This is a genomic window from Pseudomonas sp. BJP69 (genome assembly GCF_007633355.1).
Classification (GTDB): domain Bacteria; phylum Pseudomonadota; class Gammaproteobacteria; order Pseudomonadales; family Pseudomonadaceae; genus Aquipseudomonas; species Aquipseudomonas juntendi.
Map to the genome: position 1 here is coordinate 742,750 of NZ_CP041933.1, position 22,518 is coordinate 765,267.

Below are 22,518 nucleotides of genomic sequence, written 5' to 3' on the forward strand. Positions count from 1 at the left end.
GCGGCCCAGTGTGCTAGGCTGCTCGCCCTTTTCATCAAGGGCGCGGCTGCACTGCGCCCTGCAGTGGAGCACGACAATGTCCGAACTCAACCTGTCCACCGACGAAACCCGCGTCAGCTACGGCATTGGCCGTCAGCTGGGCGGCCAGCTGCGCGACAACCCACCACCAGGCGTCAGCCTGGAAGCGATCCTGGCCGGCCTGACCGACGCTTTCAACGGCGCCGACAGCCGCGTCAGCGAAGCCGACCTGTCGGCCAGCTTCAAGGTCATCCGCGAAGTGATGCAAGCCGAAGCGGCGGCCAAGGCCGAAGCCGCTGCTGCCGCGGGCAAGGAATTCCTGGTCGAGAACGCCAAGCGTGACGGCATCACGACCCTGGCTTCCGGTCTGCAGTTCGAAGTGCTGACTGCCGGCGACGGCGCCAAGCCAAGCCGTGAAGACAACGTGCGCACGCACTACCACGGCACCCTGATCGACGGCACTGTGTTCGACAGCTCCTACGAGCGTGGCCAGCCGGCTGAATTCCCGGTCGGCGGCGTGATCGCTGGCTGGACCGAAGCCCTGCAGCTGATGAACGCAGGCAGCAAATGGCGCCTGTACGTGCCGAGCGAGCTGGCTTACGGCGCCCAAGGCGTGGGCAGCATCCCGCCACACAGCGTGCTGGTGTTCGACGTCGAGCTGCTCGACGTTCTGTAAGATCGCCGGGGCCGCTTTGCGGCCCATTCGCGGGCTTGCCCGCTCCCACAGGTGTCGCGTTAGCAGTACTTGTGGGAGCTGGCTTGCCAGCGATGAGGCCGGGCCTGAAAACCTCAGTTCCAGTCTGTTCCCGTAGGGCGCAACGCCCGCGCATAGCAGAACAGAAACAGATTCCGCACCAGCTCCTTCAATACCCCCGGTTCACTCGAATTCAACCCGCTCATGTCCAGGTCGCCCTGGTCACGCAGTTCGTCGAGGGCTTCTGCTTCGAGTACCGCGCACACTTCGCCGGTTTCCCGATGAAGAATGCGCAGGTAAGGGTGAGGGCGGTCCAGCCAGGCGTCGATCAGATAAGTCATGGCTACTCTCCTTGGAAATCGATTCCAATGAGAATAATTCTTATTATCAGAATAGCAAGCGCCAATTGGCGGAATTCATGTAATCAGACTTTGCGAACGAACTCGGACTTCAGCTTCATAGCGCCGATGCCGTCGATCTTGCAGTCGATGTCGTGGTCGCCATCGCACAGCCGGATGTTCTTGACCTTGGTGCCGACCTTGACCACCAGGGATGAACCCTTGACCTTCAGGTCCTTGATCACGGTAACGGTGTCGCCATCCTGCAGGATGTTGCCGACCGAATCCTTTTTCACCACCTCGTCGCTGGCGGCCTCGGCATCGCCGCTGGCCGACCACTCGTGGGCGCATTCAGGGCAGATCAGCTGAGTGCCATCCTCATAGGTGTATTCGGAATTGCATTTCGGGCAGGGTGGCAGAGTGCTCACTTCGGTTCCTCAAACAAACAGACGGGCGGTAGAAAGCCCGCATTGTAAAAGGTATTTTTCCAGAAGGGATTATGTCCGGACAAAAGCAACCGCGGGCTTGCCCGCTCCCACAGTGTCGGTATCAACCTGTGGAAGCGGGCAAGCCCGCGAAGAAGCGGCTCGGTCTGTCAGTGCGTGCGCGCGACTGCAAACTCGCTCAGCTCAACCAGCGCATCGCGGTACTCGCTGGCTGGCAGCACCTCAAGGCACGCAATGGCGCGCTTCACGTAATCACGAGCCAGCTCTGCGGTGTACTGCAGCGCACCCGATTCCTCGACTGCCACGCGAATCTGCTCGAGGTCTTCCAGGCCGCCCTTCTGAATGGCCTGGCGCACCAGCGCCGCCTGTTCGGCAGTGCCTTCGCGCATGGTATAGATCAGCGGCAGGGTAGGCTTGCCTTCGGCCAGGTCGTCGCCAACGTTCTTGCCCAGCGTCTGCGAGTCGCCCTTGTAGTCCAGCAGGTCGTCGACCAGCTGGAAGGCCACGCCCAGGTGGTCGCCAAAGGTTCGCAGGGCTTCGCGCTGCGCGTCCGTGGCTTCGGCCAGCGCCGCGGCGCTGTGGGTGGAGGCTTCGAACAGCATGGCCGTCTTGCCCCGGATGACCTCCATGTAGACTTCCTCGGTGGTGCTGGCGTCGCGTACCCGCGACAGCTGCAGCACCTCACCCTCGGCGATCACCCGGGTGGCCTTGGACAGGATCTGCATGACCGGCATCGAGCCCAGCTCGACCATCATTTCGAACGAGCGCGAATAAAGGAAGTCACCCACCAGCACGCTCGGCGCGTTACCCCACAGGGCATTGGCGGTGGAACGGCCGCGGCGCATGCCGGACATGTCGACCACATCGTCGTGCAGCAGGGTGGCGGTGTGCAGGAACTCGATGGTGGCAGCCAGCAGGCGCAGGTCGTCGCCTTCACGGCCCAGGGCCTTGCCACACAGCAGGACCAGCAGGGGGCGCAGGCGCTTGCCGCCGGCGGACGTGATATAGTCGCCGATCTTCGATACCAGCGGCACGCGCGAGGTCAGCTGCTTCTTGATGATCTCGTCGACGGCGCTGAAATCATCAGCTACCGCGCGGTAGAAGGTTTGGGGTTGCATCGGCTGCTCCAGTGAGGTTGCGCGGCATGCTAGGTCGCAGGTCCCGGTGTGTCAAGGCGCGGTGCCAGCTGGCCGGGGGCGGCACTTGCAAGCAAAACCGTGGTTGCGTACAATCGCGCACCCTAACTTCCTGGGCAGCACCTGCCTTACGCAATTGCGCCGGGCCGTTCCAGCCCTGTGCAGCCATGCCAGCCAATACTCATCATATAAAGCGCTGGGTGAGCAGGATTATCGGAGAAATACCATGTCTTACGCAGTAATCGTTACCGGCGGCAAGCAGTACAAAGTCGCTGAAGGTGAATTCCTCAAGATCGAAAAACTGGAAGTCGCCACTGGCGAATCCGTGACTTTCGATCGCGTCCTGCTGGTCGCCAACGGTGAAGAAGTCACCATCGGTGCTCCAGTTGTTGCTGGCGCTAAAGTAGTGGCCGAAGTCGTTTCGCAAGGCCGCCACGACAAGGTTCGCATCATCAAGTTCCGTCGTCGTAAGCACCACATGAAGCGTATGGGCCACCGCCAGTGGTTCACCGAGATCAAAATCACCGGCATCCAGGCTTAATCCCCTAGATCCCCTGAATTTATTTGGAGAATTGAACCATGGCTCACAAGAAGGCTGGTGGTAGTACTCGTAACGGTCGCGACTCAGAATCGAAACGCCTTGGCGTGAAGATGTATGGCGGCCAGGTTATCAAGCCAGGCAACATCATCGTCCGTCAGCGCGGCACCGAATTCCACGCTGGCTACGGCGTTGGCATGGGCAAGGATCACACCTTGTTCGCCAAGATCGAAGGCGTGATCAAGTTCGAGAAGAAAGGCGAGTTCATGCGCCGTTACGTGAGCATCGTCGCCGCTTAATCGCGACGTCGCTCCAGAAGCCCCGTCATGCGACGGGGCTTTTTCGTTTGTGGTGAGCCTCTTGCAAAGCTGTTTGTCTGGGTTGCCGGCGTTGGTTTCTACGGTCGTACGGGGCCGCCGCGCTCATTTTTGCAAGAGCCTCATGTTTTTGAGTCATTCAGCTCGTCTGCCGACGAGAGGCGGTTTTAATGAAGTTTGTTGACGAAGTATCTATTCGGGTCAAGGCCGGTGACGGCGGCAACGGTTGCATGAGCTTCCGTCGCGAGAAGTTCATCGAGAACGGTGGCCCCAATGGCGGGGATGGCGGTGACGGCGGCTCGGTGTACATGGTTGCCGACGAAAACCTGAACACCTTGGTCGACTACCGCTACACCCGTCACCACGAAGCCCAGCGCGGCGCCAACGGCGGCAGCACCGACTGCACCGGCAAGAAGGGTGAAGACCTGTTCCTGCGTGTGCCGGTCGGTACTACCGTGATCGATGCTTCCACCCAGGAAGTGATCGGTGACCTGGTCACCCCGGGGCAGAAACTGATGGTCGCCCAAGGCGGTTGGCACGGCCTGGGCAACACGCGCTTCAAGTCCAGTACCAACCGGGCACCGCGCCAGACCACCCCAGGCAAGCCGGGTGAGCAGCGTGACCTGAAGATGGAAATGAAGGTGTTGGCCGATGTGGGCCTGCTGGGCCTGCCAAACGCCGGCAAAAGCACCTTCATTCGCTCGGTTTCGGCCGCCAAGCCGAAAGTGGCCGATTACCCGTTCACCACCCTGGTGCCGAACCTGGGTGTGGTCAGCGTCGACCGCTGGAAGAGCTTCGTCATCGCCGACATCCCCGGCCTGATCGAAGGTGCTTCCGATGGCGCCGGCCTGGGTATCCGCTTCCTCAAGCACCTGGCCCGCACCCGCGTGCTGCTGCACCTGGTGGACATCGCGCCGCTGGACGAGAGCAGCCCTGCCGACGCAGCCGAAGTGATCGTCAACGAGCTGACCCGCTTCAGCCCGTCGCTGGCCGAGCGTGAGCGCTGGCTGGTGCTGAACAAGGCCGACATGGTCATGGACGACGAGCGCGACGCACGCGTGCAGGAAGTGGTCGAGCGCCTGCAGTGGGACGGTCCGGTCTACGTGATTTCGGCCATCTCCAAGCAGGGCACCGAAAAGCTCAGCCACGACCTGATGCGCTACCTCGAAGACCGCGCCGACCGCCTGGCCAACGACCCGGCCTACGCCGAAGAGCTGGCCGACCTCGACCAGCGCATCGAAGACGAAGCCCGTGCCCAGCTGCAGGCCCTGGACGACGCCCGCACCCTGCGTCGCACCGGCGTCAAGAGCGTGCACGACATCGGCGACGATGACGGTTGGGACGATGATTTCGAGGACGACGAAGACGGCCCGGAAATCATTTACGTGCGCGACTGACCGGTTGCAGTACACTAAACGCCGCTCTCTGGAGCGGCGTTTTTGTATCCACGGTATCTACAGATTCGACATAGGTTGGAAGAAGATGCGAAGCAAGGTGACGGGCGCCAAGCGCTGGGTCGTGAAGATTGGCAGTGCTCTGCTGACCGCCGATGGCAAGGGCCTCGACCGCGGGGCCATGGCCGTTTGGGTCGAGCAGATGGTCGCGCTGCGTGAGGCGGGCGTGGAGTTGGTACTGGTGTCCTCCGGGGCCGTTGCTGCCGGCATGAGCCAGCTGGGCTGGACCTCGCGACCGAGCGCGATGAACGAGCTGCAGGCCGCTGCGTCGATCGGCCAGATGCGCCTGGTGCAGGCCTGGGAGTCGAGCTTCGGCGAGCACGGCAAGCACACCGCGCAGATCCTGCTGACCCATGACGACCTGTCCGACCGCAAGCGTTACCTGAACGCCCGCAGCACCCTGCGTACCCTGGTCGACCTGGGTGTGGTGCCCGTCATCAACGAAAACGACACCGTGGTCACCGACGAAATCCGTTTCGGCGACAACGATACTCTGGCGGCGCTGGTGGCCAACCTGGTCGAGGCCGACCTGTTGGTGATCCTTACCGACCGTGATGGCATGTTCGACGCCGACCCGCGCAACAACCCCGAGGCCCAGCTGATCTACGAAGCCCGTGCCGACGACCCGGCGCTGGATGCCGTGGCCGGCGGCACCGGTGGCGCGCTGGGCCGTGGCGGCATGCAGACCAAGCTGCGCGCCGCGCGCCTGGCGGCCCGCTCGGGTGCCCACACCATCATTATCGGTGGCCGCATCGAGCGCGTGCTCGACCGCCTGAAGGCTGGCGAGCGTCTGGGGACCTTGCTGTCACCCGAGCGCGGCATGCTCGCGGCGCGCAAGCAGTGGCTGGCTGGGCACTTGCAAACCCGTGGCACCCTGGTGCTGGATGCCGGTGCCGTGCAGGCGCTGCGCCAGGCCAACAAGAGCCTGCTGCCGGTGGGGGTGAAAACCGTGCAAGGCAGTTTCCGCCGTGGCGAGATGGTGGTGTGCGTCGGCCCGGACGGTGCAGAGGTCGCCCGTGGCCTGGCCAACTACAGCGCCCTGGAGGCGCAGAAGATCATTGGCCAGCCTTCGGATGCCATCGAGAGCACCTTGGGCTACATAGCGGAGCCAGAACTGGTGCACCGCGACAACCTGGTTCTGGTCTGAGGGTTTGGCTGTGTTGAAAAGGATGATTGCCGTTGCCGCTTTGGCCTTGCCCATGCTGGCCGGGGCTGAGGAAATCGGCCAGGTGTCCACCGTGTTCAAGTTCCTTGGGCCGAACGACCGCATCGTGGTGGAAGCCTTCGACGACCCCAAGGTCGAAGGTGTGACTTGCTACCTGTCGCGGGCCAAGACGGGCGGGGTGAAAGGCGGGCTGGGCCTTGCCGAAGATCGGGCGGAGGCCTCCATCGCCTGCCGCCAGGTCGGGCCGATCAGCTTCAAGGGTGAGCTCAAGGATGGCGAGGAGGTGTTCAAGGAGCGCACCTCGCTGGTGTTCAAGACCATGCAGGTGGTGCGCTTCCTCGACAAGAAGCGCAATACCCTGGTGTACCTGGTGTACAGCGACCGCATCGTCGAGGGCAGCCCACAGAATGCGGTGACGGCGATTCCGATCTTGCCTTGGGCGCAGTGATCGCCTGGTAGATGGCCGGGAGGCCTTTGGCCTCCATCGCGACGCAAGGCCGCTCCCACAAAGGTCCTGCATATGCCGGTCAATGTGGGAGCGGCCTTGTGTCGCGAAAGGGCCGCAAAGCGGCCCCAGGTTCCTCAGGCCAACTCTTCGGCCTGGTCCTCACGCACAACCGCTTTCACCTCATCCAAGCGGCTGATGAACTTCCAGTCCGCCTCGTCGATGTAGATGCCATTCGGCCCGCTGCCACCTTCCAGGTCGATCGCCACACGTGCCGATACCTGGGGCTTTACGCTCGCCAGAATCGGCACGAAGCCCAGCTGCAGGCTGGTTTCCAGCAGTGCCGCCTGGTTGCGCTCGTCGATGTCGGCCGCTTCGTCCAGGTAGTACGGCAGGCGAATACGGCCGGCCAGGTCGCGGTCCATCAGGTGCAGCAACAGGTACATGTTGGTCAGCGCCTTGATGGTCATGGTGGTGCCGTTGGACGCCGCACCATCGATGTCGGCATGGATGACCGGCTGGCCGTTGACCTTGGTGATCTCGAACGCCAGCTCGAACAGGTCCTTCAAACCCAGTTGGTTGTGGTTGGCCGCCACCAGGCGCGCCAGGTACTCCTTGGCCTCTTCGTTCTTGTTGTCCTGCTCGGCGCTCTGGGTCAGGTCGAATACCGACAGGGTTTCGCCTTCCTCGTACTGGCCGGCACTGTGGATGATCTGGTCGATATGCTTGAGCGCTTCCTTGTTCGGCGCCAGCACCACGCGGAAGCTTTCCAGGTTGGATACCTGGCGCTTGTTGATCTCGCGGTTGAACAGCGCCAGCTGGTGCTCGAGGCTGTCGTAGTCGCTGCGGATGTTGCGCAGGGTGCGGGCGATGTCGGTCACCGCCGCGCGGCGCGCCTTTGCCAGGGTCAGGGCTTCGTCGGTGCGGTGCGCATAGGCGTTCACCAGCAATTGCAGGCGGCGCTCCATGTCGTCTTCACTGTCGAACTTGGCCACGCCTTTCAGGCGCACCTGGGCATACAGTGCCTCGATCTGGTTATCGACGCGCTGCAGGCTCTGCCAGCTGTCCTGGTAGTCGTTGAGCAGCGGCAGCAGGTTGTCCATCGAATCGTCGATGGCTTCCATGAAAGGCGTACCGTAGGGCAGGTCGGCCGGCAGCAGTTGGCGGCGGCGCAGGGCGTCTTCCAGGGTGCGCTGCTTGGACTCCAGGTCGCCGAGCTGGCGGCCGACCAGCTGCAGCTTGGCCGACAGTTGCTGGACGCGTTCGGTGAACGCGTCGCTGGAGCGCTTGAGCTCGTCCTGGGCGGCTTCCAGTTGCGACAGTTGCTCGAGTTTTTCCGGCTCTTCGGCAGCGAGGGTCTGGCTGCGGCGGTAGTCTTCCAGGGCCTTCTGGGCGTCCAGCACTTCCTGATACAGGGTTTCGGTCTGGGCCTTGGAGGCCGAGCGATCGGCGGCTACGGCCTGCTGGGTCTTGAGCTGTTTCAGCTCTTTCTCCAGGCGCTCTTTCTGGTCGCGCAGGGCGGCGCGGTCGGCCAGGGCCTGCAGGGCCGGCGGGTCGATGTTGGTCAGGTCGATGGCCAGGCCCGGCGCCTCGAAGCGCTCGCCCTTGAAGCCGTCGAGCACCGCTTCCAGCGACTTTACCCACAGGTCGCTGTCGTCCAGCTCGATGCCGCGCTCGCCCAGTGGCAGGCTGAACAGCGCACCGTTGAACAGGCGCATCAGGCGGTCGACGTCCTGCTGCGAGAACTCTTCGCGCAGGCGCGCATAGCTGTTGTTGTCGGCATGGTCGAGCTGCTGCTTGACCTGCTTCAGGCGCTTTTCCAGGTCGCGCACACGCTCGTCGAGGTCTTCGGCGCTGAACTGCCGCGACTGGGCCAGGGCACCGGCCAGTTCGTCGTGCGCGTCCTTGGCTGCCAGCAGTTGCTGCTCCAGCACCTTCACGTCATCGACCAGCGCAAAGCGGTGTTTGAGGACCGACAGCTCACCCAGCCAGCGCTGGATACCGGTGATTTCGCGCTCCAGGCGCATCAGCTCCTGGGTGCCGCCGCGCTGGTCGTTCTGCAGGCGGTCCTGCTCGCCACGGTAGTGCTCGGCCTGGATCACCAGCTCTTCCTTGCGCGCCATGGCGTATTCCTGCCAGGTGCCCAGCAAGGTGTCGAGCACCGGGGAAATGCGGTGCAGCTTGCCGCGCAGGATGTCACGCTGGGCCACGCCGCCCGCCAGCGCCTCGACCAGCGGGCCGGCCGCGACCAGGGCGTTGTAGTCCTGTTCCATGCGGCGTACGTCGCGGAAGGCCTCTTCGCAGGCGGCGATGTAGTCAACGCTGCCCGAGCGCAGGCTGTGCTCGAAGGCATCGAGGAACAGTTGCTTGAGCTTGGCCGCAGTGATCTCGCGCATGTGCAGCAGGTTGATGAACAGTGCGCGGAAGGTTTTCAGGCTTTGCTCGCTGGTGGAGCGCAGCGGGATCATGGTCAGGTCCAGCGGCACCGACGTGTGGCCGCCGACCAGCAGCCGGCGCAGCTCGTCGGGCTTGACCTCGTAAGCCTTTATGCCCAGGCGCTCGAGGTTGGTGAAGAGCTCTTTCTGGCGCAGGCAGGTGTCGTTCTTCTGGTAGTGGGCCAGGTCCAGTTCGCCCTTGTAGGCGAAGAACTGGTGACCGAAACCACCGCCCGGCCCGCGGCCGACCACGCCAATCACGTGGGGGCCATGGGGCAGGCTCAGTTCGCAGAGAATGTACGAGGTGTCGCTGGCAAAGTAGAAGCGGCGCGACTGCTCGAGGCTGTACTTGCCGAAGCTCATGTCTGACATGCGTGCCAGGATCGGGAACTGCAGCGCGTTGATCGACGCCGATTTGCCCAGGTTGTTGGCGCCGTAGACCGACAGCGGGTGCTCCAGCGGGAACAGGCCAAGGCTGTAGCCTGCAGTGTTGAGCAGTGCAAAGCGGCGGATGCCGTAGCGTTCCTGGCTCATGCGTCAATCTCCTGTTGCTCTTCGCGGATGGCCCGGGCCAGGGCGTCCTCTTCGCTTTCCTCGCCCTCGAACGGCGTGAGGTCCAGCGGGTCGTCGGTGCGGTTGAGTTCTTCGGGGCTTTCTTCCTCGACCAATACCGGGGTCGGCAGCGGCAGGTCGCTGTGCAGCGTGGCGGCCAGGTCGCGGTCCTGCTGCACCGACAGGCACACGTCGAGGAAACGGTGCATGGGCGGCAGGAAGCGGTAGATGCCGCCTTCTTCGTGGGCGAAGCCCAGCTGGGTCATGCGCCGCAGGATCTTCTCTTCAAGCTCGTCGACGGTCTGCACCTCGGCCTGCAGGAACAGGTCGCGGTACTTGTCCAGCAACGAGGGCAGCTCGTCGCGGCCGATACTGCCGCCGTCCAGCACTGCCATGGGGTCGCGGCCCTGGTCCGCCAGGTGCTCGACCAGGATGAAGGTGAACAGCGACAGGCGTTGCGCGGTCTTGTTGACCTGCGCGGCGGTCATGTCCGGCACGAAGTAGTAGAAACCACGGGTGTCGCACACCAGCTCGAAGCCCAGGGCCTTGAACAGGGTGCGATATTGGTCCTGGAAGTTCGACAGCTGAGCGTACAGCTCGGGGTCGCGACGGCTGATGTGGAAGCCTTTGAACAGCTCGCGGAAGATCGGCGCGAGCTGGGACAGTTCGGAAAGATCAAGATGCATGGGCTGGGCTCGCGTTGGGGTCGGTAGGCGCGCTGTTGGCGTCTTCGCGGCTGGAGGTCAGGGCGAACGAGCGCAGGCTGACCAAGTGTTCCTGGGTGGTGTACTCGCGCCGGTCCAGACGTTCGCGCTTGAAGCGCTTTTCCCGCGACAGGCGCGAGAACCAGTACAGCAACTCGTCGGTGGCGCCTTCGGGCTCCTGCTCCAGCAGCCAGACCATCAGGTCGGGCAGGGGCAGCGCCTGTTCGCAACGTTCGGCCATTTCCTTGACCGTGCGCGGGGCGCGGGGCAGGGCACCGGACTGCGTCTTGTGGGCCTTGGGGAAGCGCGCCGGCTTGGGCTCGAAGCGGGCCAGGGCGTACACGTAGGCTTCGACCTGGCTGGCACTGCCGAGGAAGGTGCTTTGCGGGCGGGTGAACATCGGCATGGCCGCTTGCGGCACGGCATCCAGGCCCTTGCGCCGGATCACCGACAGGGCCAGTGCGGCGCCACGGGTCACGGCGTTGTGCCGACGGGCTTCTTCGCGCAGCGGCAACAGCAGTTCGCGGGCGTGGCGCAGGGTGAGCTGAGCGTTGGTCTGCATCTCCAGGATGCGCGCATGGGTGCGCAGCAGCATGTCGTCATCGACCAGGTGGCCCAGGCGCGCCTGTTCGCCCAGGAGCTTGAGCAGCACGGTCTCGACCTTGCGCACGCCTTGCTCGAAGGCGCCGTCGGCGTTGACCAGCTGGATCATCGGCTCGACGTACTCGTCCCAGGTGGCCAGGACCTCGGCATAGCGCTGGCGCAGCGGGATCTGGCGGTTGCTGGTCTTGGCCCGTTCGGCCACGGCCACCAGCGCCTGCTCGTCGTTGTCGAGCTTTTTGAGCACATCGCGCACGCGCATGTCGAGCAGGCGCAGCTGGCGCGCCAGGTCGTCGCTGTCGCGGTTGTCGAAGGCGTCCTGGATGTGCCCCGCAAGGCGTTCCAGGTGGCGCAGGTAGGCTTCGATCTCCAGGCACAGGCCCAGCCGGTGCTCGCGGCGCAGGTAGGCGAGAAAGTCGTGTATCTGCGCATTGAGCTCGAAACGGTTCGGGCTTTTGGCCACCGGGACCAGGATGTCCAGGCGGATCCACACGTCGAGCAGCTGGGTGATGTCCTGCGGGGTGCTTTCTACTTGCTGGCGGGCCACATGCTGGCGCAGCTCGACCAGGCTCAGGGTGCCCTGGTCGAAACGCTCGCACAGCGGCTCGATCAGGGCCCAGTGTTCGGCTAGGGCGCGCAGGACGCGCTTGGGTTCGATCATTGGCTTCGACTCGTTGCCAAGAAAAAGGGGCGATTGTACTGCATCCGGGGGGCAGGTTTTCACCCCTTGGTCTGTAATGGGGGGATAACCTCATGTCACATGGGTGTATGGCGTGTTTTTTGTGGTGGCAGTGAGATCGAGCGCCGCCCGCGCGGCGCATCGCGACGCAAGGCCGCTCCTACATCTGTTTCGGGCCAATTACTCCTGAGTCCTTGGCGCGCGCACCCTGGGTGTATGACTGGAAACTGTAGAAAAGCAGCAGCGCCCCCTTCGATATCGAAGGGGGCAAGCAAGGCGGGCAGCGATGACTTCACAGGAGCGACTGGCCCGAAACAGATGTGGGAGCGGCCTTGCGTCGCGATGCGCCGCGCGGGCGGCGCTCGGTCTGATAGACGCTGCAAAAACCAAGGCGTACACGTTAGAATGCCCAACTGCCTCCCCCCCTCGGACCCTGCCCCTTGCTCACCGAACCCCGCCGCCGCGCCTTCCTTTCCGCCATGCAAGTGGTGCACTGGCTGCCGCGCGCCGAACTGCCGTTCGCTGCGCCGTCGCGCCCCGAGTTGCTGCTACCGGTGGCCCCGGTCGAGGACCTCGACTTCGATGTGCTGCCGCCAGCCCCTGGCAACGAAAAGCCAATCGCACCCCAGGCGCGCTCCGCCGAGCGGCCCAAAATCGAGATCCCGCGGCCCGGCAGTGGGCCCAAGCCGGCAGTCAAGGCGGTCGAGGCCGAGGCGCAACCCGCACCACCAAGGCCGGCGCCGGTGCCACCGCCACGTTTCGCGCTGCAGTTGCTGCGCGCCGGCAGTTGCCTGCTGCTGGTCGAGCTGGCCACCGGCCAGCCGTTCCAGAGCCGCGACCCTTCCTACCTGCTGCTCAAGGACATGCTGCGCGCCGCCGGGCTACCCGATGCACCGCAGATCATCGGCGAGCCGGTGCGCTGGCCGTTGCTGGTACGCGGCAACATGGACCAGGGCCCGGAGGCGGCGCGTGATTTTGTCCAGGGCTTCGTCCAGGCGCGCCTGGAAGACGCGCCGTGCACCTGCCTCTGGCTGGTGGGCCTGCCAGCGGTGCGCTTTGCCGCCAACGCCGACGCCCAGGCCTACTATCAAACCCTGAAGCTCGACGGCCTGGGCGACGCCTGGGTCTTGCCGGGCCTTGAACTGTTGATGGACGAGCCGCAGCGCAAGGCGGACGTCTGGAAAGCCATGCGCCAGCTGATGGCGCGCTGGAAGAGCGTTGAATGAGTGACTCGATCAGTTTTCGCCCGATGACCGAGGCGGATCTGGATGCCGTACTTAAGATCGAATATGCCGCGTTCAGCCACCCCTGGACCCGCGGGATTTTCCAGGATGCGCTCAAATCCTACGAAGTCTGGCTGATGTTCGATGGCGAGCAGCAAGTGGGCCATGGGGTGATCAACGTGATCATCGACGAAGCGCACCTGCTCAACATTACCGTCAAACCCGAGAACCAAGGCTGCGGCCTGGGCCTGCGCCTGCTGGAGCACCTGATGGCCCGCGCCTACCAGCTAAATGGCCGCGAATGCTTCCTGGAAGTGCGCGCCAGCAACCAGTCGGCCTACCGCTTGTACGAGCGCTACGGCTTCAATGAAATCGGCCGTCGCCGTGACTATTACCCCGTGGCGGGTGGCCGTGAAGATGCCCTGGTGATGGCTTGTACCCTGCTTGAAGACTGACCCTGCGTGCTGCCTGGTTAACATCGCCTAGCGCGGCTGCCCCGGCACCGGGGGTGCCGGGGCGTCAGGCTGCAACAAGCCCAAATGAGCCAGACAGGCGTGGCACTCTTCCATGACCCAGCCTGTGAAGCGCTGGCGCTTGCCACCATCGTTCAACGGCTGGGGGCTGAGCAGGTGGTAGGCCGAGCCATCGCGGATAAACCCGAACGGCGCCTGCAACTGCCCGCTGTCGAGTTCGTCGCGCACCATCAAGGCAGAGGCCATGGCCACGCCCAAACCGGCGCTGGCAGCCTGGATCGACAGATAGAAATGCTCGTAGTCGCTGCGTTCGCAGTGCCGCGCCCGTTGGCCGCTGAGGCGCAGCCAAGTGGGCCAGGCAGCGGGGCGGGTGGTGCTGTGCAGCAGGCGTTGGTCGTCGAGCCGGAACCCGGCGCTGGCGCGGCACACCGGGCCGACCCACTCATCGCAGACCTTCTGGTTGAACAACTGGTTACCCCAATGGAAGTCGTCACGGCGGATGGCCAGGTCGACGCCGCCGCGGGCGAAGTCCAGCGGACCGCCAGCGGCTACCAGGTGCAACTGCAGATCGGGGTGGGCTGCATGGAAACGCGGCAGCCGCGGGATCAGCCAGCGCATGGCGATGGTCGGTTCGCAGGACAGCACCAGCACATTGTCGCGGGCCTGGTGTTGCAAGCGCTGCACGGCGCCTTCCAGTTGTTCGAAGATCGCCTGGGTGGTGCCGTGCAGCGCGCGGCCGGCGGCGGTGAGAAAAATGGCCCGGTTGCGGCGCTCGAACAGTTCTACGCCAAGGCTTTCTTCGAGCAAGCGCACTTGCCGGCTGACGGCGCCGTGGGTGACGTGCAGGTGTTCGGCGGCGCGCACGAAGCTTTCGCTTTGGGCGGCGCTGTCGAAGTAGCGGAAGGCGTTGAGAGGGGGCAGTTTCATGGCAGTTCTCCAAGCCGGCACTGCAGCGTTGGGCAGCCTGCACAATCACACGCTGGCTGGAGCAGGCGCTAGCTATCTGTGACTGAAACTATCAGATTTGCACCACGATAAATCGATTTTTCCTGCACCGTAAGCTCGCGATAATCCTCGGTCTGTGCATTTTCATCGCCTATCGAGAGCTATCCCCATGACCGAACTCGTTGCCGTCGCTGTTTTCACCCTGCTTGCCGTCATCAGCCCCGGTGCCGACTTCGCCATGGTGACCCGCAGCAGTTATGCACAAGGCCGCAAGGCCGGGCTGGCTGCCGCAGTGGGGATCGCCTTGGGGGTCCAGGTGCACGTGCTATACACGGTACTGGGCATTGCCGTGATCATCAGCCAGAGCCCGATGCTGTTCCTGGCCATGAAGGTGGTGGGCGCCGGGTATCTGATCTACCTGGGGTACAAGTCGGTCACCAATACCCGGCGCATCAGCCTTGAGGGTGGGGCGCCTAACAGTGCCTCGGTGCTGCAAGCCCTGCGCACGGGGTTTTTGACCAACGCACTGAACCCCAAGACCATGTTGTTCGTGGTCAGTGCCTACACCCAGGTCGTGCAACCGGGCAGCTCGTTGCAGCTGGCATTTGCCTATGGTGCGTTCATGTCGTTCGCGCACTGGCTGTGGTTCAGCCTGGTCGCGGTGTTTTTTTCCAGCACTGCCTTGCGCAAGGCCATGATCGACCGCCAAGTGCTGGTGGACCAGGTGATCGGCGTGGCGCTGATCGGGCTCGGGTTGACTGTGGCAGTGAGCGGCATCCGCTGACGCCCAAGGGGCAAGAAGGAGTAGCAGCCCCGGGGCTGCTTTAGATGCGGCAGTTCTCGCAGGCAAAGAAAAAGGGCTTACCTTGCGGTAAGCCCTTCGTCTTGTTTGGTGGCTACACAGGGACTTGAACCCCGGACCCCAGCATTATGAATGCTATGCTCTAACCAACTGAGCTATGTAGCCGATGGCGCGCATTATTCTCTTGAACGCCCCCCCTGTCAACACTCATTTCAAAAAAAATTTGCACGCTTTCAAAAACTTAGCGGCCAGGGCCGGTTCTAGCGCACCACAAGCCAGTGCCCGAGCACGCCTTGTAGCTGCAGATGCTGGGTGGCGGCCAGGGATTGCAGGGTTTTCCCGGCGCGGTCGAGGTTGAAATCGCCGCTTACACGGCGATGGGCCAGTTGTTCATCCATAAGCCATACCCGCTGGCCCTGGTAGCTGGCCAGGCGCTCCAGCACCTGCCCCAGCGGCATGTCGCTGGCCTTCAGGTAGCCGCTGCGCCAACTGTCTACGGTTTTCAGGTCCGCTGGGCGTACCGTGCCGATGCGCGTGTCATCGAAGGTTACCCGTTCACCTGTCGAGACCAGGCGCTGCTCACCCCCCCGCACGACCATGGCCTTGCCACTGATGACCACCAGTTCGTCATGATTGGCATGGCGGGTGACTTGCAGGCGGGTGCCGAACACCTGGATGCGTGCGTTACCCACTGCCACCTCCAGGGCGCGCCCATCGAGCGCCACCTGCAGGTACACCTGGCCCTGTACCAGATGCAGCTGGCGGGTACGGCCGCGCAGGTCCACGTTCATCGCACTGGCGCTGTCCAGGCTCAAGGTCGTGCCATCGGCCAGGCGCGTGCTGCGCCGCTCGCCCACATCGGTGTGCAGCTCGCTGGCCAGGCGCTGCATCCACGGCCAGTAGAGGTAGGCTGCGGCGGCCAGGCCCAGGAGAAAGACCAGCGCCACCCATTTGCCCAGGTGACTGCGGCGCTCGCTTGGCGGCCGTGGGCGAGGGCGGGCGGGTGAGGGCTGCACCTGCTGCCAGAAACGCTCCAGCTCGGCATAGGCCTGGGCGTTTTCAGCGGCTTGGCACCAGGCCGCGAAGGCCTGGCGCTGGGCGCCGTCACAGTTGGGGTGGCGCAACGCCGAGAACCACTCGAGCGCTTCCTGCTCGGGGTCGGGTTGCAGCTGTTTGGCGGGCATCGGGCTCATGGGTACGGTCTGCTCGCGAGAGGGGCCAGCGGGCCCAACGATGACAGGGGAAGTAGACAAGGATGCTAATTATATTGAGAACCATTTTCAAGAACGTCGCGACAGAGGGAAAAAAAGGTAGCTAAGTATCTATTTGTTTCCCGATAATCGGATCCCAAACCTGAGGACGGAGATTTAGGCAAATGGCCACCAGTAGCGCCTCCACCGCATCCAGCCAGGCACCGGCCAACCAGGCCACGCCGCTGGTGATGCGTATCATCGGTTTCTGCGCGCTGGCGCACCTGATCAATGACCTGATCCAGTCGGTACTGCCGGCGATCTACCCGATGCTCAAGGCCAATTACAACCTGAGCTTCGCCCAGATCGGCATGATCACCCTGACGTTCCAGATCACCGCCTCGCTGTTGCAGCCCTGGGTCGGCTTTTTCACCGACCGTCGGCCGGCACCGAACCTGCTGCCGCTGGGCACCTTGTGCACCCTGGTGGGGATCGTGATGCTGGCCTTCGTCGGCAGCTTCCCGATGATCCTGCTGGCGTCTGCACTGGTGGGCATCGGTTCCTCCACCTTCCACCCCGAAACCTCGCGTATCGCGCGGCTGGCCTCCGGCGGGCGCTTCGGCCTGGCCCAGTCAACTTTCCAGGTGGGGGGCAACACCGGTTCGGCGCTGGGCCCGTTGCTGGCGGCGGCCATCGTCATTCCGTTCGGCCAGACCCACGTCGCCTGGTTCGGCCTGGCGGCGTTGTTCTTCCTTGGCGTAACCCTGATGCTGCGTGGCTGGTACAAGGAACACCTTAACCAGGCCAAAGCACGCAAGGCGGTGCAGGCCACCCATGGCATCTCCCGCCAGCGGGTGATCGTGGCGCTGATCGTGTTGGGCCTGCTGGTGTTCTCCAAGTACTTCTACATGGCCAGTTTCACCAGCTACTTCACCTTCTACCTGATCGAGAAATTCGCGGTATCGGTGGCGAGTTCGCAGTTGCACCTGTTCCTGTTCCTCGGGGCCGTGGCGGCGGGGACCTTCTTCGGCGGGCCGATCGGTGACCGTATCGGGCGCAAGGCGGTGATCTGGTTCTCGATCCTGGGCGTGACCCCGTTCACCCTGGCGCTGCCCTATGCCGATCTGTTCTGGACCACGGTACTGAGCGTGGTGATCGGCTTCATTCTGGCTTCGGCGTTTTCCGCCATCGTGGTGTATGCGCAGGAGCTCGTGCCGGGCAGCGTGGGCATGATTGCCGGCATTTTCTTCGGCCTGATGTTCGGCTTTGGCGGCATCGGTGCGGCGCTGCTGGGGTACGTGGCGGACTTGCGGGGCATCGAATACGTCTATGGCGTCTGTTCGTTCCTGCCGCTGTTCGGATTGCTGGCGGTGTTCCTGCCCAATACCGGCAAGCGCTGATTTCGTCGGGGCCGCTGCGCGCGGCGGCCCCTGCCGATTGACGACCGGACTGTCCTTGGCCTAGAGTGCCGCCACTTTCCCCTCCCACCTGCGTAGTAGCCAAGCAATGCGCCGTACCCCGTCACTGCCCAGCGTCCGCCAGCCTGCCCGTCTGGGCTTGCGTCATGCGTGGCCGAGCGACACGGTACTCAAGCGCCGTCGCAGCGTGCTGTTTGCCTTCACCTTCTCGCCACACCTCGCCTGACCTGATCTGCGCGTTCGCGCCGCTGGCCACTTCGGCCTGCGCGCCTGTGTCTGCACGTTTTTCCGGTTTGCAAGGAGTGGTACATGAACATGCGTTTGCTGGCGGGCTTGTTGTTCGCCGTTTCGGTCGTGGGTTTCAGCCTGGGGGCGAGCCTGCCCCTGGTTTCGTTGCGCCTGCATGAAGCAGGGGCGGGTACCCTGGAAATCGGCATCATCTCGGCTATTCCTGCTGCCGGCATGATGCTTTCGGCATTCCTGGTCGATGCCTGCTGCCGCCACCTCACCCGGCGCACCACCTACATGCTGTGTTTCAGCCTGTGCACACTCAGCATCGCCCTGCTCGAAGCGGCCTTTGGCTCGCTTTGGCTGCTGGCGCTGCTGCGCCTTGGCCTGGGGCTGGGCATGGGTATCGCCATCATCCTGGGCGAGTCGTGGGTCAACGAACTGTGCCCGGAGCACAACCGCGGCAAGATCATGGCCCTGTATGCCACCAGCTTTACCGGCTTCCAGGTGCTCGGCCCGGCCATGCTGGCAGTACTGGGGGCGGACAGCCCATGGATCACCGGCGTGGTCACCGTTGGCTATGGCCTGGCCTTGCTGTGCATCGTGCTGACGGTGCCCAATGACCATGTGGCGCACGAAGAAGGCGAGAAAAGCTTTGGCCTGGCGGGGTTCTTCCGGGTGGCGCCGGCGTTGTGCATGGCGGTGCTGTTCTTCTCGTTCTTCGACGCCGTGGTGCTGTCGTTGCTGCCGGTATACGCCAGCAGCCATGGCTTCGCCGTGGGTGTGGCGGCGTTGATGGTGACGGTGGTGTTTGCCGGCGACATGTTGTTCCAGCTGCCGCTTGGCTGGCTGGCCGATCGGGTCGAGCGCACCGGGCTGCACCTGGTGTGCGGGCTGGTGGCGATGTCGATCGGTATAGGTTTGCCCTGGTTGCTGGACCTGACGTGGCTGCTGTGGCCCTTGCTGGTGGTGCTGGGGGCGGTGGCCGGGGGGATCTATACCTTGGCGTTGGTGCTGATCGGCCAGCGCTTCAAGGGCCAGGACCTGGTGACCGCCAATGCCAGCGTGGGCCTGCTGTGGGGCGTAGGCAGTTTGGTCGGGCCGCTGGTCAGTGGCGCGGCGATGGGCGTGGCGCCGCATGGCCTGCCAATGGCGCTGGCGCTGATGGCCGGGCTGTTCGTGTGCTTTGCCCGGCAGTCGTTTCGCGCTGAGGGCCGCCTGCGCGCGTTGGCGGACTGACGGCTTCGGAGTTGCTTCGGTCATAAATGGCCGCTTGGCGGCCCATCGCGGTACAAGGCCACTCCTGCAAGCGTCAGGCGGCTGCGATGCTGACCCAATACCGGGTATGGTACTCGACCCGCACCGGCAGGCTACGGCTGAGCAGGTGCAGGATGGCGCCGGTGTCGCTCAACTGGAAGGTGCCAGACACCATCAGGCTGGCCACTTCCGGCGCACAGCGCAGCAGGCCCGGGCGATAACGGCCCAGTTCGGCGACAAACTCGCCAAGCGGCATCTGCTGCACGCTGAGTACGCCGTCAGTCCAGCCCCACGGGTCACTGTGCAACGTTACGGCCTGGACACGGCCGTCGCGCCACACCTGCAAGGTCTCGCCCGGCTGTACTTGCCTGCGCAGTGCCGAGGCGGGGAACAGCGTGACCTGGCCACGGCGCACCGCCAGCAGCAGGCCCTGGCGGTTTTCACGCAGCAGCAACTGGCCGTCCAGGGTGACCAGCCGCCCAACCGGCGTTTCGATCAGGAACGGCCGGTGGTCGTTGGCGTTGCTCTCCAGGCTCACTTCACCGCGTAGCAGCGCCAGCTGGCGCTGTTCAACGCTGTAGTCCAGGTCGATGGCGCTGGCAGTGTTCAACTGGATACGGCTGCCGTCGCGCCCCTGCACCTGGCGACGCTCGCCGACGGCGGTGCTGTTGTCGGCCAGCAGCTGAGGTAAACCCAGTGGTTCACGCGCCGCCAGGCCCAGGCTGCCGCCGACGGCCAGCAGCGCCAGCAGCTTGAGGTGGTTGCGTCGGCTGCCACGCTGCTGCTGGCTGCCTTCCAGGGTGCGCCGGCTCAGGTCCTTGGGCAGCCCTGCCAGTTCGTCGCTGAGCAGGCTTACGCGCTGCCAGGCCAGTGGGTGATGCGGGTGGCTGGCCAGCCATTGCTCAAACTGTTGCCGGGTACGCGGGCAGGGGCTGTCGAAGCGCAGCTTCACCAGCCAGTCGATGGCCTGGTCAACCTGGGCTTGGGTGGGGGTGGCATCAGGCATCGGCGTAGCGCAACCGGTAGCAGACGCCCAGGGCGCTGGCCAGGTCGCGCTCGATGGTCGCGCGCGACACGTGCAGCTGCCGGGCGATCTGGACAATGCTCAAACCGTCCAGCTGGGCCAGCAGGAAGGCCTGGCGCGCCCGCGGTTTGAGCTGATGCAGGGCGCGGTCCAGGCGCGCCAGGGTATCGAGGATGAGTAACCGGGCCTCTTCGCTGGGCGCTTCGGTTTCTGGCACCTGGGCCAGGCTCTGCTGGTAAGCCCGCTCCAGTGCGCGTCGGCGGAACTGGTCGATCATCAAGCCGCGGGCAATGCTGCTTAGGTAGGCGCGCGGTTCTTTCAACGGCGATGCCTGGCGCGCGCGCAATACCCGCACGAAGGTATCCTGGGCCAGATCGGCCGCATGTTGACTGCACCCCACGCGGCTGCGCAGCCAGCCACGCAGCCAGGCATGGTGGGACTGGTAGAGCAGAGCGACCTCGGCCGGTTTGAGCGTGTCGTTGATCTGCATCGTTGCCAAGGCCGGTCCCGTGAGGTGTGCGAATGTGAACAGTTCTCAATTCTATGCGCGGAGGATGGCGCGGGGCAATGGTGGGCCAGGAATTAGCCGCGCAAGAACCGGCGTTCCCCCGATGAACGGCTGCGCTAAGCTGCACCTGCACTCGACTTGATGGAGCCGCCATGATTCTGGCCGACCTTTCCCCTGCGGCTTACCGCCAAGCCGGCGAATACCTGGCGGCGCTCGACCCTGACTGGGCGCGACATGTCGCCGCGACCGGGCCATGCCTGCACCAGGCCACCCCTGGCCGCGAACCTTACGAGGCGCTGGTGCGCGCGATTGCCTACCAGCAGCTGCATGCCCGGGCGGCTGAGGCTATCCTGGGCCGGTTGCTGGCGTTGTTCCCGCAGCATGCGTTTCCGCCGCCCGAGCAGTTACTGGCCGCAAGCCCGCAAACCCTGCGCGCCTGCGGTTTTTCGGCGAGCAAGCTGGCGACTATCCAGGGCATTGCCCAAGCCAGGCTGGACGGCCTGGTGCCGACCCGCGAAGCAGCACTGGCCATGAGTGACGACGCCCTGATCGAACGCCTGGTAGCGCTGCGCGGGGTAGGGCGGTGGACGGTGGAAATGCTGCTGATCTATAGCCTGGAGCGGTCGGATATCCTGCCCGTCGACGATTTTGGCGTGCGCGAGGGGTATCGCCGCCTCAAGGGCCTGGACAAGGCGCCGACCCCGGCGCAGATGCGTTCGCTGGGCGGCGCCTGGCGGCCATACCGAACCGTGGCGGCCTGGTACCTGTGGCGCGCCTGAGGTTTTTACACCGCCAAGGCCGGAGCCGGCCGCACGAGTCTGGAAGCATACCCAATGACCGCCTACACCACCCTCGACCAACGCTGGCAAGCCGTCGAAGCCCGCGACCCCGCTGCGGTCGGGCACTTCGTCTATGCCGTGCGCACCACCGGCATCTATTGCCACCCCAACTGCAAGTCGCGGCTGGCCAAGCGCGGCAACGTCGAGTTCTTCGATACCCCTGCGTTAGCCGAAGCCGCTGGCTACCGTGCGTGCAAGCGCTGCACCGCTGGCGCCAAGCCCAGTGCGGCGCGCCATAGCCAGTTGGTCATCCGCGCCTGCCGCCTGATCGAAGCCAGCGACCCCAGCCCCAGCCTCGACCAGCTCGCTGCGCAACTGGCCGTCAGCCCGTACCACCTGCACCGGCTGTTCAAAGCCGAAACCGGCGTTACCCCCAAGGCCTACGCCAGCGCTTTTCGCGCCCGGCGCCTGCGCGCGCACCTGGAAGATGCTCGGTGCTCGGTCACCGATGCCATCTACGACGCCGGCTACACCTCCAACAGCCACTTTTATGCCAGCGCCGACCAGCGCCTGGGTATGCGCCCCCGGCAGTACCGCGCCGGGGGCGCAGGGGCCACCATTCATTTTGCCCTCGGCCAGTGCTACTTGGGCGCCATCCTGGTGGCCCAAAGCGACAAAGGCATTTGCGCGATTCTGCTGGGCGACGATCCTGAAACCCTGCTGCATGAACTTCAGGATCAGTTCCCCAAGGCCCGGTTGATCGGCGGTGACCGCGGTTATGAGCAACTGGTTGCCGAGGTGGTGGGGTTCGTCGAGGCCCCGGCGCTGGGCCTGGGCCTGCCGCTGGATGTACAAGGCACAGCGTTCCAGGAGCGCGTGTGGCAAGCCCTGCGCGAGGTGCCGGCTGGCAGCCGCATCAGCTACAGCGACCTTGCCGAACGCATTGGCGCGCCCAAGGCGGTGCGGGCGGTAGCCCTGGCGTGTGCGGCCAATCGCATCGCCGTGGCCATACCTTGTCACCGTGTGGTGCGCCGGGATGGCGACATCAGCGGCTACCGTTGGGGCGTGGCGCGCAAGCAGCAACTGCTGACGCGAGAAACGGCACTCTCCTGATGCCTTGAAGCCGCGTAGAATCCCCCGCCAAATCGGA

At 64.3% G+C, this 22,518-nt stretch carries 24 protein-coding genes and 1 tRNA gene; 14 read left to right on the forward strand and 11 right to left on the reverse strand.

Going from position 1 to position 22,518, the window contains the following annotated elements:
- Positions 1-76 precede the first annotated feature (76 nt).
- Entirely contained in the window at positions 77-694 is a 618-nt protein-coding gene (locus FPB55_RS03475; protein ID WP_009686101.1) for an FKBP-type peptidyl-prolyl cis-trans isomerase, read from the forward strand.
- Positions 695-807: 113 nt separating this feature from the next.
- Here FPB55_RS03475 and FPB55_RS03480 read toward each other — a convergent pair whose 3' ends face one another.
- From FPB55_RS03480 to FPB55_RS03490, 3 genes are all read right to left on the reverse strand, one after another.
- Positions 808-1,053 carry a hypothetical protein gene (locus FPB55_RS03480; RefSeq protein ID WP_054903906.1) on the reverse strand — a complete coding sequence of 82 codons (246 nt, stop codon included), beginning with the start codon at positions 1,051-1,053 and terminating at the stop codon, positions 808-810.
- A gap of 83 nt (positions 1,054-1,136) precedes the next feature.
- On the reverse strand, positions 1,137-1,478 hold the full coding sequence (locus FPB55_RS03485) for a zinc ribbon domain-containing protein YjdM (protein WP_009686103.1): 342 nt from the start codon (positions 1,476-1,478) through the stop codon (positions 1,137-1,139).
- 167 nt (positions 1,479-1,645) lie between these two features.
- Positions 1,646-2,614: a polyprenyl synthetase family protein gene (locus tag FPB55_RS03490; protein ID WP_029884883.1), complete on the reverse strand. Its 969-nt coding sequence runs from the start codon at positions 2,612-2,614 to the stop codon at positions 1,646-1,648.
- Positions 2,615-2,858: 244 nt separating this feature from the next.
- Between FPB55_RS03490 and rplU the strand changes: the two genes are divergently transcribed.
- From rplU to FPB55_RS03515, 5 genes are all read left to right on the forward strand, one after another.
- Complete coding sequence (gene rplU / locus FPB55_RS03495) at positions 2,859-3,173, forward strand: 50S ribosomal protein L21 (RefSeq protein ID WP_003247466.1); 315 nt, start codon at positions 2,859-2,861, stop codon at positions 3,171-3,173.
- A gap of 38 nt (positions 3,174-3,211) precedes the next feature.
- Entirely contained in the window at positions 3,212-3,469 is a 258-nt protein-coding gene (gene rpmA, locus FPB55_RS03500) for a 50S ribosomal protein L27 (protein WP_003247464.1), read from the forward strand.
- Between the two features lie 188 nt (positions 3,470-3,657).
- The gene (cgtA, locus tag FPB55_RS03505; protein ID WP_029884881.1) at positions 3,658-4,884 is read left to right on the forward strand and encodes an Obg family GTPase CgtA; all 1,227 of its coding nucleotides are present in this window, start codon (positions 3,658-3,660) and stop codon (positions 4,882-4,884) included.
- Positions 4,885-4,969: 85 nt separating this feature from the next.
- Positions 4,970-6,088, forward strand: coding sequence for a glutamate 5-kinase (gene proB / locus FPB55_RS03510; protein WP_009686107.1), 1,119 nt, complete (start codon positions 4,970-4,972; stop codon positions 6,086-6,088).
- Between the two features lie 22 nt (positions 6,089-6,110).
- Positions 6,111-6,554, forward strand: coding sequence for a CreA family protein (locus FPB55_RS03515; protein WP_161892746.1), 444 nt, complete (start codon positions 6,111-6,113; stop codon positions 6,552-6,554).
- A 134-nt stretch (positions 6,555-6,688) separates the two neighbouring features.
- Here FPB55_RS03515 and mksF read toward each other — a convergent pair whose 3' ends face one another.
- Genes mksF through mksB form a run of 3 tightly spaced genes read right to left on the reverse strand, consistent with a single transcriptional unit; the run spans position 6,689 to position 11,503 of the window.
- The gene (gene mksF, locus FPB55_RS03520) at positions 6,689-9,520 is read right to left on the reverse strand and encodes an Mks condensin complex protein MksF (protein ID WP_115293369.1); all 2,832 of its coding nucleotides are present in this window, start codon (positions 9,518-9,520) and stop codon (positions 6,689-6,691) included.
- Positions 9,517-10,224, reverse strand: a complete 708-nt coding sequence (gene mksE, locus FPB55_RS03525; protein ID WP_009686110.1) for an Mks condensin complex protein MksE — start codon at positions 10,222-10,224, stop codon at positions 9,517-9,519. Before mksE ends, mksF begins: the two co-directional genes overlap by 4 nt.
- Positions 10,214-11,503, reverse strand: a complete 1,290-nt coding sequence (mksB, locus tag FPB55_RS03530) for an Mks condensin complex protein MksB (protein ID WP_009686111.1) — start codon at positions 11,501-11,503, stop codon at positions 10,214-10,216. Before mksB ends, mksE begins: the two co-directional genes overlap by 11 nt.
- A 458-nt stretch (positions 11,504-11,961) precedes the next feature.
- Here mksB and FPB55_RS03535 point away from each other — a divergent pair, with 458 nt between their 5' ends.
- Together FPB55_RS03535 and rimI are read left to right on the forward strand one after the other, a co-directional pair.
- Positions 11,962-12,747, forward strand: a complete 786-nt coding sequence (locus FPB55_RS03535) for a hypothetical protein (protein ID WP_054882059.1) — start codon at positions 11,962-11,964, stop codon at positions 12,745-12,747.
- Positions 12,744-13,199, forward strand: a complete 456-nt coding sequence (rimI, locus tag FPB55_RS03540; RefSeq protein ID WP_029887538.1) for a ribosomal protein S18-alanine N-acetyltransferase — start codon at positions 12,744-12,746, stop codon at positions 13,197-13,199. Before FPB55_RS03535 ends, rimI begins: the two co-directional genes overlap by 4 nt.
- 27 nt (positions 13,200-13,226) lie before the next feature.
- Here the strand turns inward: rimI and FPB55_RS03545 are convergent, their stop codons facing one another.
- On the reverse strand, positions 13,227-14,144 hold the full coding sequence (locus FPB55_RS03545; protein WP_144187548.1) for a LysR substrate-binding domain-containing protein: 918 nt from the start codon (positions 14,142-14,144) through the stop codon (positions 13,227-13,229).
- A 187-nt stretch (positions 14,145-14,331) separates the two neighbouring features.
- On the opposite strand from FPB55_RS03545, the gene FPB55_RS03550 reads away from it, so the two are divergent.
- Positions 14,332-14,946, forward strand: a complete 615-nt coding sequence (locus tag FPB55_RS03550; RefSeq protein WP_144187550.1) for a LysE family transporter — start codon at positions 14,332-14,334, stop codon at positions 14,944-14,946.
- A gap of 106 nt (positions 14,947-15,052) precedes the next feature.
- Here the strand turns inward: FPB55_RS03550 and FPB55_RS03555 are convergent.
- Both FPB55_RS03555 and FPB55_RS03560 read right to left on the reverse strand, forming a co-directional pair.
- Positions 15,053-15,129: transfer RNA gene (locus FPB55_RS03555), tRNA-Met, on the reverse strand.
- A 95-nt stretch (positions 15,130-15,224) separates the two neighbouring features.
- Entirely contained in the window at positions 15,225-16,148 is a 924-nt protein-coding gene (locus FPB55_RS03560) for a FecR domain-containing protein (protein ID WP_144189586.1), read from the reverse strand.
- A 191-nt stretch (positions 16,149-16,339) separates the two neighbouring features.
- Here FPB55_RS03560 and FPB55_RS03565 point away from each other — a divergent pair, with 191 nt between their 5' ends.
- From FPB55_RS03565 to FPB55_RS03570, 3 genes are all read left to right on the forward strand, one after another.
- Entirely contained in the window at positions 16,340-17,554 is a 1,215-nt protein-coding gene (locus FPB55_RS03565) for an MFS transporter (protein ID WP_009686117.1), read from the forward strand.
- A 106-nt stretch (positions 17,555-17,660) separates the two neighbouring features.
- The gene (locus FPB55_RS26165) at positions 17,661-17,798 is read left to right on the forward strand and encodes a hypothetical protein (protein ID WP_178097496.1); all 138 of its coding nucleotides are present in this window, start codon (positions 17,661-17,663) and stop codon (positions 17,796-17,798) included.
- Between the two features lie 83 nt (positions 17,799-17,881).
- Positions 17,882-19,039 (forward strand): MFS transporter, encoded by a 1,158-nt coding sequence (locus tag FPB55_RS03570; RefSeq protein WP_144187552.1) that lies wholly within the window; start codon positions 17,882-17,884, stop codon positions 19,037-19,039.
- 73 nt (positions 19,040-19,112) lie between these two features.
- Here FPB55_RS03570 and FPB55_RS03575 read toward each other — a convergent pair whose 3' ends face one another.
- Positions 19,113-20,063 carry a FecR family protein gene (locus FPB55_RS03575; RefSeq protein ID WP_047149690.1) on the reverse strand — a complete coding sequence of 317 codons (951 nt, stop codon included), beginning with the start codon at positions 20,061-20,063 and terminating at the stop codon, positions 19,113-19,115.
- Positions 20,056-20,571: a sigma-70 family RNA polymerase sigma factor gene (locus FPB55_RS03580; RefSeq protein ID WP_144189588.1), complete on the reverse strand. Its 516-nt coding sequence runs from the start codon at positions 20,569-20,571 to the stop codon at positions 20,056-20,058. The genes FPB55_RS03575 and FPB55_RS03580 overlap by 8 nt, the downstream gene beginning before the upstream one ends.
- Positions 20,572-20,741: 170 nt before the next feature.
- Between FPB55_RS03580 and FPB55_RS03585 the strand changes: the two genes are divergently transcribed.
- Both FPB55_RS03585 and ada read left to right on the forward strand, forming a co-directional pair.
- Complete coding sequence (locus FPB55_RS03585) at positions 20,742-21,368, forward strand: DNA-3-methyladenine glycosylase (RefSeq protein ID WP_009686122.1); 627 nt, start codon at positions 20,742-20,744, stop codon at positions 21,366-21,368.
- Positions 21,369-21,422: 54 nt separating this feature from the next.
- Positions 21,423-22,481 carry a bifunctional DNA-binding transcriptional regulator/O6-methylguanine-DNA methyltransferase Ada gene (ada, locus tag FPB55_RS03590; RefSeq protein ID WP_144187554.1) on the forward strand — a complete coding sequence of 353 codons (1,059 nt, stop codon included), beginning with the start codon at positions 21,423-21,425 and terminating at the stop codon, positions 22,479-22,481.
- Positions 22,482-22,518: the final 37 nt, after the last annotated feature.